The organism is Acidobacteriota bacterium (assembly GCA_022340665.1).
GTDB lineage: Bacteria > Acidobacteriota > Thermoanaerobaculia > Thermoanaerobaculales > Sulfomarinibacteraceae > Sulfomarinibacter.
In genome coordinates this window covers 1-16430 of record JAJDNM010000053.1, presented here as the reverse complement: position 1 = coordinate 16430, position 16430 = coordinate 1, and the positions used below count along the sequence as shown (strand labels likewise).

Sequence of the window (16430 nt, the reverse complement as noted above, 5' to 3'; positions counted from 1 at the left end):
GGGCTCGCATTCACCGCGCCGCTGCTCCTTGCCTCCCTGGCCGGCGTCACCCTGCTGTGGAAGAGAGGCGGCCCGGGAGAGCGTGCGTTGCTGCTCGGCGGAGGCCTGACCGTGGCCGCGCTGCTGCACTCCCCCGAGTGGTACGGCGGTGGGGCCCCACCTGCGCGCTACCTCGTGCCGATGCTGCCCGCCTTCGCCCTTGCGGGTGGCTTGGTGTTCGCTCACCCGCTCAGGTGGCGGAGGCTGTTGCTACTTCTCCTGCCGCCTTCGATCGTCGCCTGGTGGGCTCTGGTCTCGCGGCCGCACCTTTCGGTCAATCCCGGCGATGGCGGGTACTGGCTGGCCGACGCCCTGTCGCGCCGCTTTTCCGCCGATGCGCGCAGCCTCTTCCCTTCGTTTCTGACAGTCGACACAGCAGCTGTGTTGGTGCCGCTGGCCATCTTGCTCATCGTCGCGCTCGTCGTCTGGGCCGGGGCCCGATGGCCACTTGTGAGGCTTTTGTGCATGCGCGGCTGGATCGCGCTGTGGATCGTTGCGGCGTCAGCCCTCGTTCTGACACTTGGCCTGCGGACGGATCGAATTGTCGAGGCAGAGGCCCCGCAGGTGCGCAAGAGCGGCGGCAGACCGGTGCCGCTGCCAGGCACGGTCGCACGCTACACCCATCGAGGAGGGTGGAGGCTCAACGATGGAAACCGCATCACGGTGCCACTCAAGCTGGAGGGGGAGAACGAGGTGGTGATCGAGGGCTGGCTATTGGGTACGGCACAGAGACGATGCGAGCTCGCCTTGACGTGGGACGATGCCGAGCCAACCGTGGTTGCCTGGCAGGGTGATGGTTCGACCGAGCGATTGCGCATGCCGGCACCCCCGGGAGAGGGAAGGCATCGCCTGAGCATCGAGCTTCGGTCGTCTCCGCACGGTGCCGTGGTTCTGGATCGGCTGATCGTCGAGCAGCGCGACTTTCCCGGGCCCTAGCGACGCATCATCCATTGCCCGCTGTCATAATCTGGATTTCTTCGGGGCCTGGAGGCGATTGCCGCCAACGCAGCGCGACAAGCTTGCCGCTGGCCGGGACGCAGATACATCCTTGCCGTCAGACTGGCCTGAAGGCCTCGTCGGATGAGCCCCAGCCGGCCCGGGTGGTGGCGGGCAGTGTAGCGGAGCAGATTGGTGAAATAGGCGGAAAAAAACGCCTCCGGTCCGAGGGCCGAAACACTCGATCCGCCGCCGTGAAGGATCTTCGCACCCGGCACGACGAAGAACCCGTCATCGGCAGGAAAACCGGGATCACGTAGTTGGCGGTCGAGTCGGGCACAGAAGTCGACATCCTCCCACCATGCTGGCTCGAAGGTGGGATCCAGGCCGCCAAGAGCTTCCCATACGATTCGACGTACCAGCCATGCGGCAGCCGCCGGCTGGGGGACGGTGATCGGCTGCATTGGCGGCGCCGAGCACAGGTGGTTTCCCGGCCTTCCGATTGCGAGTTGGCGCATTTTCGGGAGGTGGCGCAGCTGCCACTGGTGCTGTGATTCACCGTCGAACCCTTCGAGAAGCGGCACACAGCCGGCGGCTCCGGGTCTGTTGACCAGCTGCTCGATCAGGAGATCCAGTGTGCCGGGCCACACTTCGGTGTCTGGGTTGAGCAGGAGCAGCAATGGTTCCGAGCCCTCCGCCGCTCCACAACCTGCGGCGAACGCGAACCCGCGGTTTTCGGCAAGCGCGATGACCTCGATCTCCGGATAGTCGGCCGCGAGGCGCTCTGCCTCGCCGTCCGCAGAGCCCGAGTCGACCAGTACCACGTGCGCGAGTCGAGACCCGGCGTTGGCGAGGAGAGAATCGAGGCAGAGGCGAATCTCGTCGCCTCCGCGCCAGCGCACGATCACAACCCGGACCGAGGCGGTCACGACCCACCCTCCGGTAGCCGTCCGCCGAGAACGGCGGCGGCTCGAAGCGCTGCTGGAAACAGATTTCTTCGGCTCCCTCGCAACAAGTCGGGCAGTGCATCGACCAGCGGTCGAGCGACGACGGGCCACCGCCATGCAGGTCGGTCCCTGGCCAGGGCCGATCGACACCGTTTTTGAGATCGGTCCGAAAGCAGGAGGTCGATGGCTGCAGCGGAAAGCCTCGCGTCGCCCGAAGGCACCACGGCACCCCATCCCGCCGAATTCGCGATGCGGGCTGCCGCACCGCCTTCGCTGAGAATCATCGGCACCGCGGCCCACACGCCGTCGAGGGCGCGGGTACGAAAACTGAGTTCGGCTTCCAGCCCGGGATGATGGAGCACCGCGAGGATGCTACTCCGATTGAGGATGCGGTTGCGCTCGGCGTATGGTACCCAGCGCTCGAGCGGGGCGACGGCGGGGCGCTGCAAACCGTGGCGCGATGCTGCGGCATCGAGCTCCTCGGCGGTGAATCGGACTATGCCGCCGGGTCGTCTCGCGGTCGGCACGACCACACTGACCCTCCTCGATTCCAGGCGAGCGCGAGCGGCGAGCAGTGTGTCCAGGTCGAGCCACGGCCACACTCCGCCCCACCACAGGACAACTGCCCAGTTGGATGGGACTCCGTCGATATCCTCGACGTCTGCCGCCGGATCCTCGACCGAAATCCCGAACGGGACGTCAATCATCGGCACATCAGGCCGGCGAATGAAAATGTTCTCCCACCACCGGGCCTGTTCTTCGCTGGCGACGAGAATGGCGTCTGCTCTCGCGGCGACGAGCGGCAACCGAGCCGCGGCGGTGCGACGACGGTGTGTGATGTCGGGGGTCTCGGGGCTGGCGGCGAGCTCGGCGAGGAGCGGAGTTGCGCCGTCAACGACGAGAAGATGGTCCCCGACAAATGCCCGCGGAGGCAGGCACCACGGGGGGGACAGCACGACGTCCGCCCAGCGCCAAGACGGTCTCGTGACGACCGGAGGACCGTGGCCCTCCGGATGAGCAGATCCCGCTTTGGCTGCCAATAGGACATCGTGCCCTGCATCGAGGAGGACTCGGGAGAGTTCCCACGCCCTGAGTGCAGAACCGGCCATGGCCGGGCCGACCAGGTCATCGGTGAGGACGAGGATCTTCATGGCTCGTCCGGAATGGCCTCGAGCCGCGGCCCTGGAGTGCGACGTCTCCAGCTTGTGGCGATCAACCCGGGCAGTGACAGGACGACCGCCCCCGCAACCACCGGCGCACGCGGGTTTGTTCGGCTCAGGGTGCGAATCGCCCTAACCTCACCACGTAGGAGCCGCGGCATCGAAAGGAACAGAGCCCTCGGGCTCAAGTTGCCCGCCAGCGCCCGCCAGCGGTTGGCGAGGAGCCACCAGGGGTGGCGCCAGCTCAGGGACGGGGCACTGGAGGAGCCGAGGTGCCTGGCGCAAGCTCCGCCGATCCAAGCGGCTCGCCACCCCTTGCGGTGAAGCCGCAGCCCGAGATCCAGATCTTCGTGGTAGCAATCGAATCGTGGGTCGAACACGTTGCCACCGGGCAGCATGACATCCATTAAAGATGACGCACGAAAGAGCGAGGCTGTGCCTGAGACGGCGAGGATCTTGCGCTCGCCCTGATCCTCGTCGGTCAACACGCCGCGGTCAATCTGGACGGGTAATCCGGCCTCGTCGAATGCGATCCCTCTCCCATCGATCGTGCGTCCCGTGGCGTCCTGGATCGTGCCCTGGACCGCAGCCAGTTCAGAGTCGAGCGCGAGTGCTTCGGTGAGAGTACCGAGCCATCCGGGATCGGGGGATGCATCGTCGTTGAGCACGCCGATGGCCTCGATATCGTCCCCGGCCGCAGCCATGCCGGCGTTGACCGCCGCTGCGAATCCCAGCCGCTCGCGGAACTGCTGAACCGCATAATCTTCAACCGGTCGGGGAGAGACGGCTCCACCGGAAAGGACCAGGACTCGCCGGTCGGGTGGGGGATCGAGAGTATTCACCGCGTCGAGGCAGTCCCGAAGGCTGGACCCACCAAGGGAGGGTATGACCAGTGCCGTTCGCATCGGCATCAGTATAGAGAGGAATCGGCTGTCCGGTTGTGAATCGCGAGGATGGGTTCGGACTCACTTCGCGGCTTGGCAGCGGTGAATCTGGGCCTTTGGCGATTACCCGTGAGGTGTATTCAGGCGACGTTACAATGGCGGCATGGCACTGCGGCTGGCGCTGGATGCGCGAAAGCTGAATGACTTCGGGATCGGCACCTATATCCGCGCTCTTCTCCGCGGTCTCGAAGCACGTCCCGACCTCGAACTCACCGTGCTGGCCCGGACCGGGCACGAGGAGCGGGTCGCCGGTCTCGCTCCGGGTGCTCGAGTCGTGGCGACGTCAGCCCGCGGATACAGCGTCGCGGAGCACGTCCAGGTGCCGGCGATTCTGTGGCGGGAACAGGTGGATCTGGTGCATTTCCCCCACTACGTGGCGCCCCACCTTTTTCCCCGACCAATGGTGGTCACGATTCACGATCTGATTCAGCTCTTTTATCCGCCCAAGGGCCGTGCCCAGTTGGCGCGGATTTACCTGCGGCTGATGATCGGGTCATCGTTGCGACGGGCAAAACGAGTCATCACGGTTTCGCGTTCGTCGAGACGCGATCTGATAAACCTCTTCTCCGCGGATCCGCAGCGTCTCATGGTGGTCGCCAACGGTGTTGACCCGGGGATCGCGAAACGCCCGGCAAAAGAGGACCTTGACCAACTCAGGGCCCATTACGGACTTCGTTCGCCACTCATTCTGGTTGTCGCCAACGACAAGCCTCACAAGAATCTCGACATGGTCCTGCGCGCGTACCACCTTGCAGTGCGAGAACATCGAATTCCCGGACAGCTCGTGTTTCTCGGCGGCGCGAACGAGGAGTGTCGGCTCGCAGTTCGTGCCGAACGACTCGGGCTCGGTGACCGCGTGCGATTCCTGGGGCGCGTCCCGCAGGCCCACCTCTACGCGTTGTACCATGTATCGGCGGTGCTCATGCACATATCGCTCTACGAGGGATTCGGTCTGCCGGTGCTCGAAGCGATGTGTGCCGGCCTGCCGGTGATCACATCGAATCTCGGTGCCATGCGAGAGCTCGGTGACGGTGCCGCAAAGCTTGTCAATCCGCTCGAGGTCGACGAGGTCGCCGAGGCGATCGAACGGGTGCTGGTGGACGATCCTCTTCGGAGGCGAATGATAGAGTCCGGTCGAAAGAGGGCCGAGAATCTGAGCTGGGAGCGGATGGTCGAGGAGACTGTTGCGGTCTACCGAACGGCTCTGGGGGAGGGTTGAGTGCGGGTTGCCTTGGTGCATGACTGGCTGACCGGGATGCGCGGGGGTGAGTGGGTCCTCTACGACATCGCTCGCCTCTTCCCTTCGGCTCCAATATTCACGCTGGTTCACCGCGAGGGCAGCGTGGCTCCGCTCCTCGAGGAGCACCCGATCAAGACGTCGTGGCTCCAGCTTCCGTCAGCTGGAGGGCGGCGTTGGCGATACCTGCTGCCGTTGATGCCGGCGGCCGCCGAGTCCTTTGCATTCAAGGACGCGGAACTCGTCATTTCGACTTCACACGCGGTTGCCAAAGGGGTGATCCCCTCTCCAGGCGCGTTTCACCTGAGCTATGTTCACACCCCGATGCGCTATGTCTGGGATCAACGAAACCAGTACCTCGACCCGATCCCCCGACTTCTGAGGCCGATCGTGGAAATGCGATTTGCGAGGCTCCGGCAATGGGACATGGTGTCCTCGGCTCGGGTCGATCGACTGGTCGCCAACTCACGTTTGGTGGCCTGGAGAATCAAACACTATTGGAATCGTTCTGCGGAGATCATCCCGCCACCGGTAGCCACCGAATACTTCACACCGGGCGGCGAGCGCGAGGGCAACCTGTTGACGGTTGCAGCGCTTGTTCCGTACAAGAGGGTGGAGGATTCGATTGCTGTTGCCCGCAAGCTCGGCCGAAAGCTCGACATCGTGGGCACAGGTCCACGGATGCGGGCCCTGCGTCGTCTCGGCGGTTCGGATGTGCGTTTTCTCGGCTGGCTGGAAAGGGAAAAGCTGCGAGATGCCTACCGCAGGGCGGCAGCACTTCTGGTTCCCAACGTGGAGGACTTCGGAATGGTTTCGGTCGAGGCGCTGGCGTGTGGAACACCGGTCGTCGGCCTCGCGCATTCCGGCACTGCGGACGTCGTCCGCGCCGGCGTCGAGGGCGAGCTGGCCGACGAGTCCTCGGTCGAGGCGCTCGTGGAGGCGACGGATCGCGTGCTCGGACGGTCCTGGGATGTGCAACAGCTGCGAAGTCGAGCCGACCTCTTTTCGCGTGATCGATTCCGGATTCGCTTCAGATTCCTCCTCGACCGCCTAGGCTTCGGAGAGATGCGGCAGTGATTGAACGCCGGCGACAGATACAGGTCATGCTGCAGCTGATTGGCGATATCCTCGCCACGGCGGCGGCTGTTCTGGTGGCCTATTGGTTGCGGTTCGAAGTACAGATTCAGCCGGTCACCAAAGGTCTGCCGCCTCTCAATATGTACCTCAGGCTCGTGCCGGTCGTGGTGGTGCTCTATCCGGTCGTCTTCTACTTCCAGGGTCTGTACCAAAGACGCCGAATCCGATCGCGCTTCGATGAAACCATGCGGGTCGTGGTCGCGGTCCTCTTGGCGACCGTGATCCTGACCGCCGGGTTGACCTTTTACCGGCCTCCCGACTTCACCTACTCGCGCCTCTTCCTCGCCATCTTCGCCGCCGTCGACGCCATTCTGGTCAGCGTCTTCCGGTGGATCATTGCCGGATCCCTGGCACGAATCAGGCGGTCGGGCGGTAATCTGCAGCGGGTGCTTGTGGTGGGCGCTGGCGATCTCGGTCGCAAGGTTGTGGAACGGCTCAATCTGCACAAGGAGTACGGCTTTTCGATTGTCGGTTTTCTCGACGACGATCCCGGCAGGCAACAACGTGACATCTGGGGCGTGCCGGTGCTCGGCACTACCGACGATCTGGAGAGTGTGGTGGTCGACGAGAAGGTCGACCAGGTGTTGATCGCACTGCCGCTCGAAGCTCACTACCGAACCGTTCAGCTGGTACGCCGGGCAGGCCAGATGCTGGTCGACATCAAGGTGGTGCCGGACGTGCTGCAGTACTACGTGATGCGAGCCGGTATCGAGGACCTTGATGGACTTCCCCTGATCAACCTCACCCAAATGCCCCTTCAGGGTTGGAACCAGATCGTCAAGCGCGCGTTCGATATAGTGGGTGCGTCGACGCTCTTGATTGCCACTTCGTGGCTTTTTCCGATCATCGCCCTGCTCATCAAACGAGCGGACGGCGGCCCGGTATTTTTCTCCCAGGTGCGGACGGGTCTCGACGGGCGGTCCTTCCGGCTGTTCAAATTCCGATCGATGCGAGCCGATGCCGAGGGAGATGGCGAGTCACATTGGACCAGAAGCCACGACTCCCGCGTGACATCGATTGGCGAATTCCTCCGGCGGACGAATCTCGATGAGCTACCGCAGCTCTACAACGTGCTGTGTGGCGACATGTCTCTTGTCGGCCCGCGTCCGGAACAGCCGAAATTTGTCGAACGATTTCGGAATCGCTACCCGACGTACAACACTCGTCACCGGGTTCGCTCCGGACTTACCGGTTGGGCGCAGGTCAACGGACTCCGCGGGGACACCTCTATCCGGCAGCGGGTAGCCCACGATCTTTATTACATCGAAAACTGGAGCCTCGGGCTCGACATCAAAATCCTCTGGCGTACCCTCCGCATGGCGTTTCACGACGCGAGAGCCTGACGGCTCGAATTTGGAATTCGGATTTCGGAATTTCCGCCCGCCCCCCGCATCAATCAAAATCGGTGGAATCTTGACGTTAGGCGCGGTACTCGTCGGTGCTCTCGACCGGCAATCTGGCCGCCTGGCGCAACACCTGCGCCGTCGCCTCAGCGGCCCGTTCCCAGGTGAACTTTCGCGCCCGTTCGCGCCCGAGGGCGACGAGCCGCTCGCGGTGATCGGGGTCGCGGAGAAGCGATGCCGTTGCTGACGCGATACTGTGCGGGCTCTCGGGATCGACGTAGACGGCGGCCGGGCCGGCGATTTCGGGCATCGAGGAGTTCCCGGCGGTAATCACCGGGGTGCCACAGGCCATGCTTTCCAGAAGCGGCAAGCCGAACCCTTCGAGCCATGAAGGAAAGAGCAGTGCATCGGCACGGGCGTAGAGGGAAGCGAGTTGCAGGCGGTCGACGTAGTCGAGGTGGCGAATGCGGTCGCGGACCGGCGAGGAGGTGAGTTCTTCGCGGATGGCATCCGTTCGCCAACCCCACCTGCCGACGAGTACCAGATCGCCCTGATACCCCCACTCGACCAGGAGGCGAAAGGCCCTCAGTACTCCGATCACGTTCTTTCGCGGTTCCAGGGTGGATACGAAGAGCAGGTAGGGACGAGAAATTTCGTTGGTGTCTTCGATCTCCGCCGCCTCTGCAAAGCCGGGATCCACCCCCTCGTGAATTGTCCGTGTCGTGCGTGGGCTGACCTCCAGGCGATCGACCAGGTCGCCGACTGTCGCATCGGACACCGCGATCAGGAGATCCGCGTGGTAGAGGGTTCGTGGCAGATGCTGCTCCAGCTCTTCGAGAGTTTTCGGCGAGACCGTCTCCGGCATGGCCGCGAAGGCGAGATCGTGGACCGTGGCCACCTGCGCACGCCCGAATGGCTCCTGATCGCCATGGAGGAAGAAGTTGGGAGCAAAGAGCACGTGGTTGCCGTCCAGAACTCTCAGGATCGGCTCGACGACCGTGCGCAGAACGGCAAGCGTCGGCCGGGTCGGCAGCAGAAAACCTGCCGGTATCTGATGGACCCGAAGACGCATGGAGCTGTTCCCCGGCATCTTTGGCGGTGGCGGATCGTCGGGCGCGAGGAAGGTACGTGCATAGAGGTTGTAGAAGAGTCCGTCGTCCCGACGATCGAGCGCCTCGAGCAGGCTCCATTCGTACCAACCGACGCCTGTCATCTGTTCAAAGAATGGATAGACATCGACGCCGACGGCGGCCGTCTCCTTGTTGTTCACAACTCGCTCTTGAAACCTGCGCCATCGTGAGCGCAGGGTTCCAACCACGTCGCGGCCGATATCGACGAAGAATCCGAGCGTTGCTGTGATGCGCCGAAGCATGGGGGACAATTTTACAGCAATTGGCGATCGGAACTCGGAGGCGGAGACGGGCGCAGGATGGGAAACGAGGTACGATGGGCGCAATGAAGGTCGGGGTTATCGCTGCCGAGATGGAGGAGCACGCCACCGGCGTGGGACGCTACCTCGGGGGACTGCTCCGAGGCCTGGATCAATGGGAACATGGCATCGAATGGCACCTTTTCTTCCAGGGAGAGCCGTCGCCCTCACTGCCCGATCCGTATGGCTCCGTTCACACACATTTCTCGCACAATGATGGGAGCCGTGTGCTGTGGGAGCAGCTGCTGGTGTCACGTGCCCTGAAATCGATTGCGCCGGATGTGGTCTTCGGACCCGCCTACTCGCTGCCGTTCGGACTGGAGGTTCCATCGGTGGTAACCATTCACGATCTGAGCTTCGAACACCTCCCCGAGGACTTCAGGTCGCGTGAGCGTTGGCGCCGCCGTCTCCTCGCACGACGTGCGGCCGCGGTCGCGCGGCGGGTAGTGACGGACACGGCGTTCATGTCGTCAATGGTGTCGGATCGTTACGGAGTAGATGGCGACCGGTTGGCAGTGGTGCCTCTTGGTGTCGACCGCGAGCGCTTCTCGCCAGACGGAGCCGAGACGGACCAGCGTGTTCTGGCCGATCTCGGTGTTCGGAAGCCATACATTCTGGTGCCGGGCACGGTGCTGGAGAGGCGTCTACCACGACAGGTGCTGGGAGCGTTCGCGAATGTCCGACGAGCGTATGCGGAGATCGAGCTGGTTATGGTGGGCGCGAACCGGATGAGACGTCAGCGGGATCTCGACCGCTGGATCGGTGAGCTCGGGTTGGAGGGAGTGGTGAAGCATCTCGGTTGGGTGGCGGAGAAGGACCTCGCTCCTCTCTACCGAGGCGCCGAGATGGCAATCTATGTTTCCCGGCACGAGGGTTTCGGGTTGCCGCCTCTGGAGAGTCTTGCATGCGGTACACCGGTGGTTGTCAGCGCGGGGCTCGGGCTGGACGATGCCTGGCCAAGCTACCCGTTTCGAGTGGATCGGCTCGACGCTGAATCCATCGCGGCGGTCGCGATAGCTATCCTGGCGGATCGGCACGAGATGGTGCGAGTCATGGGGGAGGCGGGTCGGGTTATCTCCGGACTCAATTGGGAGCGCAGCTCTCGCCAGCTGGTGGCAGAGCTTGCACGGGCGGCGTCGATGTGATTTCGGCGATTGTCGTCAACCACAACGGCGAGGCCCATTTAGGCCGGTGCCTCGAGAGCCTTGCGGGGTCCGGTGCGGAGGTTCTGGTGGTTGACAACGCGTCGAGCGACGGCTCGCTCGCACTCGTTCAGGAGCGGTTCCCGGAAGCGAAGGTGTTCTCCTTGAATCGCAATCTCGGTTTTGCCGAGGCCAATAACATCGCCGCACAGGAAGCGCAGGGAGAGGCCCTCTTGCTGCTCAACAACGATGCCTGGCTCGGTCCGGGTGCCGTTGAGCTGCTCACAGCGAGAATGGAGGGTGAGTCCAGAGTGGGGCTGGTCGCGCCAAGCCTTCGTTACCCGAATGGCGCCCGACAGTTTTCCTGGTCTCCCACTCGTGGCGTTCTGGGCGAGGTACTGCAAAAGCTGCGCAATCCGTTCGAATCCCGAAACTGGGTCCACGGCACATTCGCCCGATCGGTGTCTCGGCTCGCCGGGCGCGTCTGGTACACGGCCGCGTGTGTGCTCGTACGGACTGATGCATGGCACACGGTCGGAGGCTTCGACACCAGATTCTTCATGTATTTTGAAGATGTCGACCTCTGCATGCGGCTCGAAGATGCGGGCTGGCTGCTCGCCGAGGAGCCGCGAGCAACGGTGTTCCACGCGCGGGGAGCAGGCCGTGCGGGTCTGGCTGACGAACTCTACCGCCCGTCGCAGCTTCGCTACTATCGAATCCACCGGCCGGCCTGGGAAACTCGGTTGATCGAGCGGCGGCTCCGCCGGCGATTCGGTGATTCGCTGGTCGACGGCTGGCTGGCGGAAGGAGAGCTGCGTTGAAAACTGCGCTGGTCGCGGCTGCGGCTTCGGTGCTCATCGTACTCGTCACGCTGATTCTCGGTCATTTGCTGCGTCGGATTCGGCTGGCTCGACGGCTCGAGCGTGCCGAGGGCCGGGTCGAGGAAGCGATGGCCGACGGTCGGCTGGCTGCAGCGACGGGTGAAGCCCTTATGCAACACCTCGATGGCCTGCGAAGGGCGTGTGTCTGGCGAGGGGAGCGCTGAGGTGCGCCTCGGCATTGATGCCGGTCGGGCGGTCCACGGTCACGGGGGCGTCTCAACCTACACCAGAGAGTTGATCCACGCGCTGATCGAATCTCCGAGGGTCGATGAGATCGTGCTCTTCGATCTCGATCATGGTTTGGCGAGGCGCCAGACGTTCGAAAAGGCACTTGGACCTCTGCCGGACAAGATCTCGGCGGCTCGGGCCGAAAGGAACGTTCTCGATCGTTTGGATCTCTTTCACGCGCCGGGCTACGCCATGCCCCCAGAGGGCGCTCCGAGGCACGTATTCACGCTGTACGACCTGACGGTTCTCAGCCACCCGGATTGTCACACCCTTCGGAATCGGGTCCGGACCCTTACCTCCGTCTCGGATGCTTTGGTTCGCGGAGCGACGATCCTGGCAATCTCCGAAGCAACGCGGCAGGAGGCCGCGCGCCTGCTCACCCTGCCGCCGGATTCGGTGGAGATCATCCCGCCAATGGTCGATCAGGTGTTCCAGGTGGCGGGTGAGCACGAATCGGATGCCGCCGCTGCCGCCCGCCTGGGTGTCCGGGAACCCTATGTTCTGGCGGTCGCTAGCCTCGAGCCGCGCAAGAACTTCGGAGGCCTCCTCGACGCCTGGACATCGCTCGGTGCTTCGGTTGGAGCTCATCAGTTGGTGGTTGTCGCGGCAGAAGGGTGGCGGCAGGGCAAGGTTCGGCGACGTCTCGATCGAATGACCGGCGATGGATCGGTGGTCAAGATCGGTCACATTCCCGAGATTGTTCTCGCAGCGCTTTACCGCAGGGCGGCCGCCTTCGTGTTTCCGTCGCTGGCCGAGGGCTTCGGGCTGCCCGTGGCGGAGGCCATGGCCTGCGGAACGCCGGTCGTGACGTCGAGGGTCTCGTCGATGCCGGAGGTCGCCGGAGACGCGGCGTTGCTCGTGGATCCAGAGAATCCGGACGAGATTGCCGCCGCGATTGCCAGACTCCTTGGGAGCCCGGCACTGCGCCGGCGCCTCCGCGAACGAGGACTCGAACAGGTGCGGTTGTTTTCCCGCGAGGTCGTCGTGCCTCAGCTCTTCGAGGTCTATCGCCGAGCCGCTCAGCGCTGAAGCGGGGCTTCGTGCCGATCGGAGGGACGCGGGCTGGTACGATAAGAGCATGTCAGAAGAGGTTCTCGAGCGTCGCGACGGCCCGATCCTAGTCCTCACACTCAACGATCCCGATCGGGCGAACCCGTTGTCAGCATCGATGGCGGTTGCGCTCGCATCGGCCCTTGAAGCCGCAGCGGATGACGACGCCGTGCGCGCCATCGTGCTCACCGGCGCAGGGCGCCATTTCTCAGCCGGTGCAGATCTCGAGGCACTGGAGAAGATCGTTTCGGGTGGAGACGAAGAGCTCAACCGCGAAGATAGCGAGAAACTCAGTCACCTTTTCGAGGTCCTCCTCGGCTGCCCGAAGCTGACCGTTGCCGCAGTTCACGGAGCAGCTATCGCCGGTGGCTGCGGACTCGCCACGGCATGTGATTTCGTGTTTGCGGATCCGAATTCCCGGTTTGCCTACACAGAGGTCAAGATCGGGTTTCTTGCGGCGATCGTGTCAACCTTCCTCACGCGTCGGGTCGCGGGTCAAATAGCGAGGCGGCTGCTCCTCGATCCAGAGATGATCGAAGGTGCGCGTGCCGTGGAGCTCGGGTTGGCCGATGAGCTCGCAACGGATGGCCAGTCGCTGGCCACGGCCATCGCTTTCGCGAAATCAGTCTGCGCCAAGGCGTCACCCTCCGCGCTGGCCGCTACCAAGCGGTTGCTTAACGAGACAGTAGGGCTGGGGTGGCGGGAAGCGCTGGTCGAAGCGGCGGACGCGAATGTCAGGCAACGGATGCATCCGGAGTGTGTCCACGGTATGCGCACCTTTCTCGAGACGAAAAGCACGCCTGACTGGCTCGATGAAGATCAGCCCTCATGAATGATGCGGGTTGGGAATTCGGAATTTCCGAAAATCGAATTCTGGCTGGTCGAGCACGCGCCACCGGGCTCTCCTCTGAATCCGAATGCCTCAGGAGTTGTCCTGGCCGTGTGAAGTGAGAGCTTCGACGAGAGCTTCGACAGCCGCCTGCCAATTGGCGTCGGAGGGTGAGGTGACGGCGATGCGGACGTATTCCGCGCTTCCGAAATCGGCACCCGGCCAGAGGCCGACTCCGCGCCGTCGGGCAAGATCAACACACCATTCGACGACATCACCGGCGCCTGCGGCCGCGATCTGGCGACCGACATTCAACCACAGATAGAAACCACCCTCGGGTTTCACGTGCGATATTCCTGCCTGGCCGAGGGCAGAGCTCAGCGCCCTCATGCGCCCTTCAACTGACGCTCGTGCTGCGGTGAGATAGGTGCCAGGGACCTCCGGCAACGCACACAGAGCCCGTTGGGTTGGACCGGACGCCGGGTTGACGAGTGATGCGTGGCATCGCGTGGCGTTGGCGGCCAAAGCAGAGTCGGTGACCAGCCATCCGATCCTCCAACCGCAGAGCGCCCAGCTCTTCGAGGCACTCCGTATCTGAATCACGGTCCCTCGCTCGGGATCGAAGTCCGCCGAGAGGGTTGCCGAATCGAGAGCAACACGGAAATCGGTGTAGGCCTCGTCGCAGATCAACCGGAGACCGCGGTCGCGACAGAGCTCGAACAAATCTTCCGCGGCGCGAGAACCGAGGGTAGTGCCCGTGGGATTGGACGGAGACGCGAGTACGACAGCCCGCGTCCTCGGTCCAATCTGCGATGCCACCGAATCGGCCCAGCCGGCAAACCCTTCGCCGTCCTCGGGCACCGCCACCGGACGCGCCCCGAGCCGCGATGCCATAAAGGGATAGGCCGGGTAGTACGGCGTGGGGTGGATGAGTTCGTCCCCGGGCTCGAGAAGAGCGGCCAGGAGGGCGAGCAGCCCAGCCTTGGCTCCGGAGGTCACGACGATCTGGTCGGCTTCCACGTGGTGCCCATTGTCAGAGTGTAGAGCCGCGAGAATCTCGCGGAGATCGGTCAGACCGGAGGGGGGCGGATATCCGTAGGTCTTGGCGCCTGCCGCCCCGATGAGTCCATCCACCAGCTCCACCGGAGGGGCGAAGCATGGCTCGCCGACGAGCCAGGAGTGCGTCATCCCCTCGAATTCGACCAGGGCAGCCGCCACACCGTCAATGCTTCTCATTGGTCGGATTGTTCCACAAAAGCCCCGTCGAGATACTCGTGACAGGATGTCATGAGCTCCGTGAATGCCTCCGAGTCGCCAGACTCGACCGTGTTCAGCCACTCGTCGAGTGACCTGCGGAGCCATTTTCCGGTCTCCGGGGTGAGTCGGTTGAGCGCCTGGATCTCGAAGTACAGGTTGGGGTTCTCGGCCGCGACCTCGTGCGTGGTACCGAGCTGTTTCTTGAACGTGATACCGGCGACTTCGGCCAGCTTTGCGGCGTCGACCGACGAATGGGTCAGGGCGCGAGCAAAGACGAGGTTGGCCAGGTGGGAAAGCCCGAGAACGAGATTCATCCGACGGTCGTGCTCCTCGGACGGCATGTCGACGAGTCGAGCTGACGTTTCGGCGAAAAGTCCCCGCACGATCTGAAGGTCCTCATCGCGTCCTTCTTCACAGAAGACGATGGTGCAACCGGACAACATGCGCACGTCGGGTCCGAACAGAGGGTGGAAGGAGACCAACCGCAGGCCGTTTGAGCGAAGATCCTCCATGTGTGCCAGCAAGTGGCCCTTGAGGCTGCACATTTCTGCCACGACGCCCCCGACCGAAAGCCGTGCGAGCTCACCGAGGACCTCGGCGCACGCGCTCATCGGAACGGCTACGAGGATAAGGTCTGCCTCTCCTGCCGAATCTTCGATATTGTCCACCTCGGGAAAATCGGACGACGAAGGGTCCGGGTCGAAAACGGTGACTCTGTGACCTTGCCCTCTCAGAAAGCGTGCAATCCAGCTGCCCATCCCGCCCTTGCCTCCGACGACCAGAGCGCGAAGGGCGTTTCCCTGATAGACCGTGTCTCGATGGGCCGCTTGCTCCTCGACTGCCTTGCCGATCAGGAAGGTTGCGAGGTCGCGCCCGAGAACCTTGTCGAGCCCGAGAAAAGAGCTCGCCTGTTCGAACCGTTGATACACCTCCGCTTCGACCTTGAAGTTTCGCAGTGGGATTCCCGCGGCGTGCTTGAGCTCGCCGATCTGGCGAGCGAGTTCGAGCCGCTCACAGACGAGATGCAGAATTCGGCGGTCGAGGGCTTCGATATCCCGTCGGTGTTGCTCGAGAAGAGGTCCGGGCGATTCGCTTCGTGACGGTTGCGTCCGCATTATTCCTCCGTTCTCGCATCGGGAAGCGCGGACAAAGGCGGGCTCCGGGTCCCGCCGTTGCCAGCGGGCCCCGATACCGTTGACTCAGACCGGTGGCCGCTGGCATCGATGGCAGGCGTAATAGTAGCCGTCGAAGCCGGACGAAACGGTCGAAATCAACATGTCCACGGAAACATCCTATCAAAATCGAGGCGCACGCACCGATATGTTCCGAGGATACTGCGATCGGGTTGGTCACCGGAAGCGGGCGACAGGGATGGTCCATAATGGCCGGCATGCGGCGCACTGTGATTCTTGGCGCATGCTCGATTCTGGGGCTGATTCAGGGCTGTGGACGCGCTCCGGCGATCGAGGTGCCTCTGGTCGATTCAGATCACCCTCCGATTGTTCTCACCGAGCGCCGGGTTTTGGCGCTACCCAATTCTCCGCCCGGCACCCGTCTTGTTCGTGGATGGCGCTTCGCGACGACCGGGTCGGGGCTCGCCTTCCAGCCCGAGGGTCCAAGGTCTTCGATCGAGCTGGTTCAGCTCGCCCATCGCGAACGATTTCTAATCCTGGAGCGTCGTGACCCGGATCTCGAGGGAAGGGATATTTTGGCATCTGCACGCGGTCCTGCGGGTGAACTTCGGGTATCCGAATCCGACGGTGAGATCGCGGTACGTCTGCCTTCGGACCTGGGTCCCGGCAGGGTGCCGATCGAACTCGAGTTCGCCGAGTCGGTTTTTTTCATCCGCGCCGCCCTCAGCGGCGCGGCAC

General features: G+C 63.5%; 16 protein-coding genes. 10 read left to right on the top strand and 6 right to left on the bottom strand.

Going from position 1 to position 16430, the window contains the following annotated elements; translation table 11 throughout:
• A partial coding sequence (locus tag LJE93_07170; GenBank protein MCG6948675.1) for a hypothetical protein occupies positions 1-975 on the top strand: 975 nt, incomplete at its 5' end.
• Here the strand turns inward: LJE93_07170 and LJE93_07165 are convergent.
• Genes LJE93_07165 through LJE93_07155 form a run of 3 tightly spaced genes read right to left on the bottom strand, consistent with a single transcriptional unit; the run spans position 972 to position 3987 of the window.
• The gene (locus LJE93_07165) at positions 972-1904 is read right to left on the bottom strand and encodes a glycosyltransferase family 2 protein (protein MCG6948674.1); all 933 of its coding nucleotides are present in this window, start codon (positions 1902-1904) and stop codon (positions 972-974) included. The genes LJE93_07170 and LJE93_07165 overlap by 4 nt on opposite strands.
• Positions 1901-3073, bottom strand: a complete 1173-nt coding sequence (locus tag LJE93_07160; GenBank protein MCG6948673.1) for a hypothetical protein — start codon at positions 3071-3073, stop codon at positions 1901-1903. The genes LJE93_07165 and LJE93_07160 overlap by 4 nt, the downstream gene beginning before the upstream one ends.
• A complete protein-coding gene (locus LJE93_07155) occupies positions 3070-3987 on the bottom strand; it encodes a glycosyltransferase (GenBank protein MCG6948672.1) in 918 nt (305 codons plus the stop codon). Before LJE93_07155 ends, LJE93_07160 begins: the two co-directional genes overlap by 4 nt.
• A 142-nt stretch (positions 3988-4129) precedes the next feature.
• On the opposite strand from LJE93_07155, the gene LJE93_07150 reads away from it, so the two are divergent.
• The 3 genes from LJE93_07150 to LJE93_07140 are packed head-to-tail and all read left to right on the top strand — an operon-like array spanning position 4130 to position 7743.
• Positions 4130-5245: a glycosyltransferase family 4 protein gene (locus LJE93_07150; GenBank protein ID MCG6948671.1), complete on the top strand. Its 1116-nt coding sequence runs from the start codon at positions 4130-4132 to the stop codon at positions 5243-5245.
• The gene (locus tag LJE93_07145) at positions 5246-6340 is read left to right on the top strand and encodes a glycosyltransferase (protein MCG6948670.1); all 1095 of its coding nucleotides are present in this window, start codon (positions 5246-5248) and stop codon (positions 6338-6340) included.
• Entirely contained in the window at positions 6337-7743 is a 1407-nt protein-coding gene (locus tag LJE93_07140) for an undecaprenyl-phosphate glucose phosphotransferase (protein ID MCG6948669.1), read from the top strand. The genes LJE93_07145 and LJE93_07140 overlap by 4 nt, the downstream gene beginning before the upstream one ends.
• A 76-nt stretch (positions 7744-7819) precedes the next feature.
• On the opposite strand, the gene LJE93_07135 is transcribed toward LJE93_07140, so the two are convergent.
• A complete protein-coding gene (locus LJE93_07135; GenBank protein ID MCG6948668.1) occupies positions 7820-9115 on the bottom strand; it encodes a glycosyltransferase family 4 protein in 1296 nt (431 codons plus the stop codon).
• A gap of 83 nt (positions 9116-9198) precedes the next feature.
• On the opposite strand from LJE93_07135, the gene LJE93_07130 reads away from it, so the two are divergent.
• Genes LJE93_07130 through LJE93_07110 form a run of 5 tightly spaced genes read left to right on the top strand, consistent with a single transcriptional unit; the run spans position 9199 to position 13305 of the window.
• Positions 9199-10317, top strand: a complete 1119-nt coding sequence (locus LJE93_07130) for a glycosyltransferase (protein MCG6948667.1) — start codon at positions 9199-9201, stop codon at positions 10315-10317.
• Positions 10314-11135, top strand: coding sequence for a glycosyltransferase family 2 protein (locus LJE93_07125; protein ID MCG6948666.1), 822 nt, complete (start codon positions 10314-10316; stop codon positions 11133-11135). The genes LJE93_07130 and LJE93_07125 overlap by 4 nt, the downstream gene beginning before the upstream one ends.
• Positions 11132-11359, top strand: coding sequence for a hypothetical protein (locus LJE93_07120; protein ID MCG6948665.1), 228 nt, complete (start codon positions 11132-11134; stop codon positions 11357-11359). Before LJE93_07125 ends, LJE93_07120 begins: the two co-directional genes overlap by 4 nt.
• Position 11360: 1 nt before the next feature.
• A complete protein-coding gene (locus LJE93_07115; GenBank protein ID MCG6948664.1) occupies positions 11361-12452 on the top strand; it encodes a glycosyltransferase family 4 protein in 1092 nt (363 codons plus the stop codon).
• 49 nt (positions 12453-12501) lie between these two features.
• Positions 12502-13305 (top strand): enoyl-CoA hydratase/isomerase family protein, encoded by an 804-nt coding sequence (locus tag LJE93_07110; GenBank protein MCG6948663.1) that lies wholly within the window; start codon positions 12502-12504, stop codon positions 13303-13305.
• Positions 13306-13395: 90 nt separating this feature from the next.
• Here LJE93_07110 and LJE93_07105 read toward each other — a convergent pair whose 3' ends face one another.
• Positions 13396-14538, bottom strand: coding sequence for a pyridoxal phosphate-dependent aminotransferase (locus LJE93_07105; protein ID MCG6948662.1), 1143 nt, complete (start codon positions 14536-14538; stop codon positions 13396-13398).
• On the bottom strand, positions 14535-15674 hold the full coding sequence (locus tag LJE93_07100) for a prephenate dehydrogenase/arogenate dehydrogenase family protein (GenBank protein ID MCG6948661.1): 1140 nt from the start codon (positions 15672-15674) through the stop codon (positions 14535-14537). Before LJE93_07100 ends, LJE93_07105 begins: the two co-directional genes overlap by 4 nt.
• A gap of 275 nt (positions 15675-15949) precedes the next feature.
• On the opposite strand from LJE93_07100, the gene LJE93_07095 reads away from it, so the two are divergent.
• Positions 15950-16430 (top strand): hypothetical protein (locus LJE93_07095; protein ID MCG6948660.1); only part of this gene is annotated, 481 nt, incomplete at its 3' end.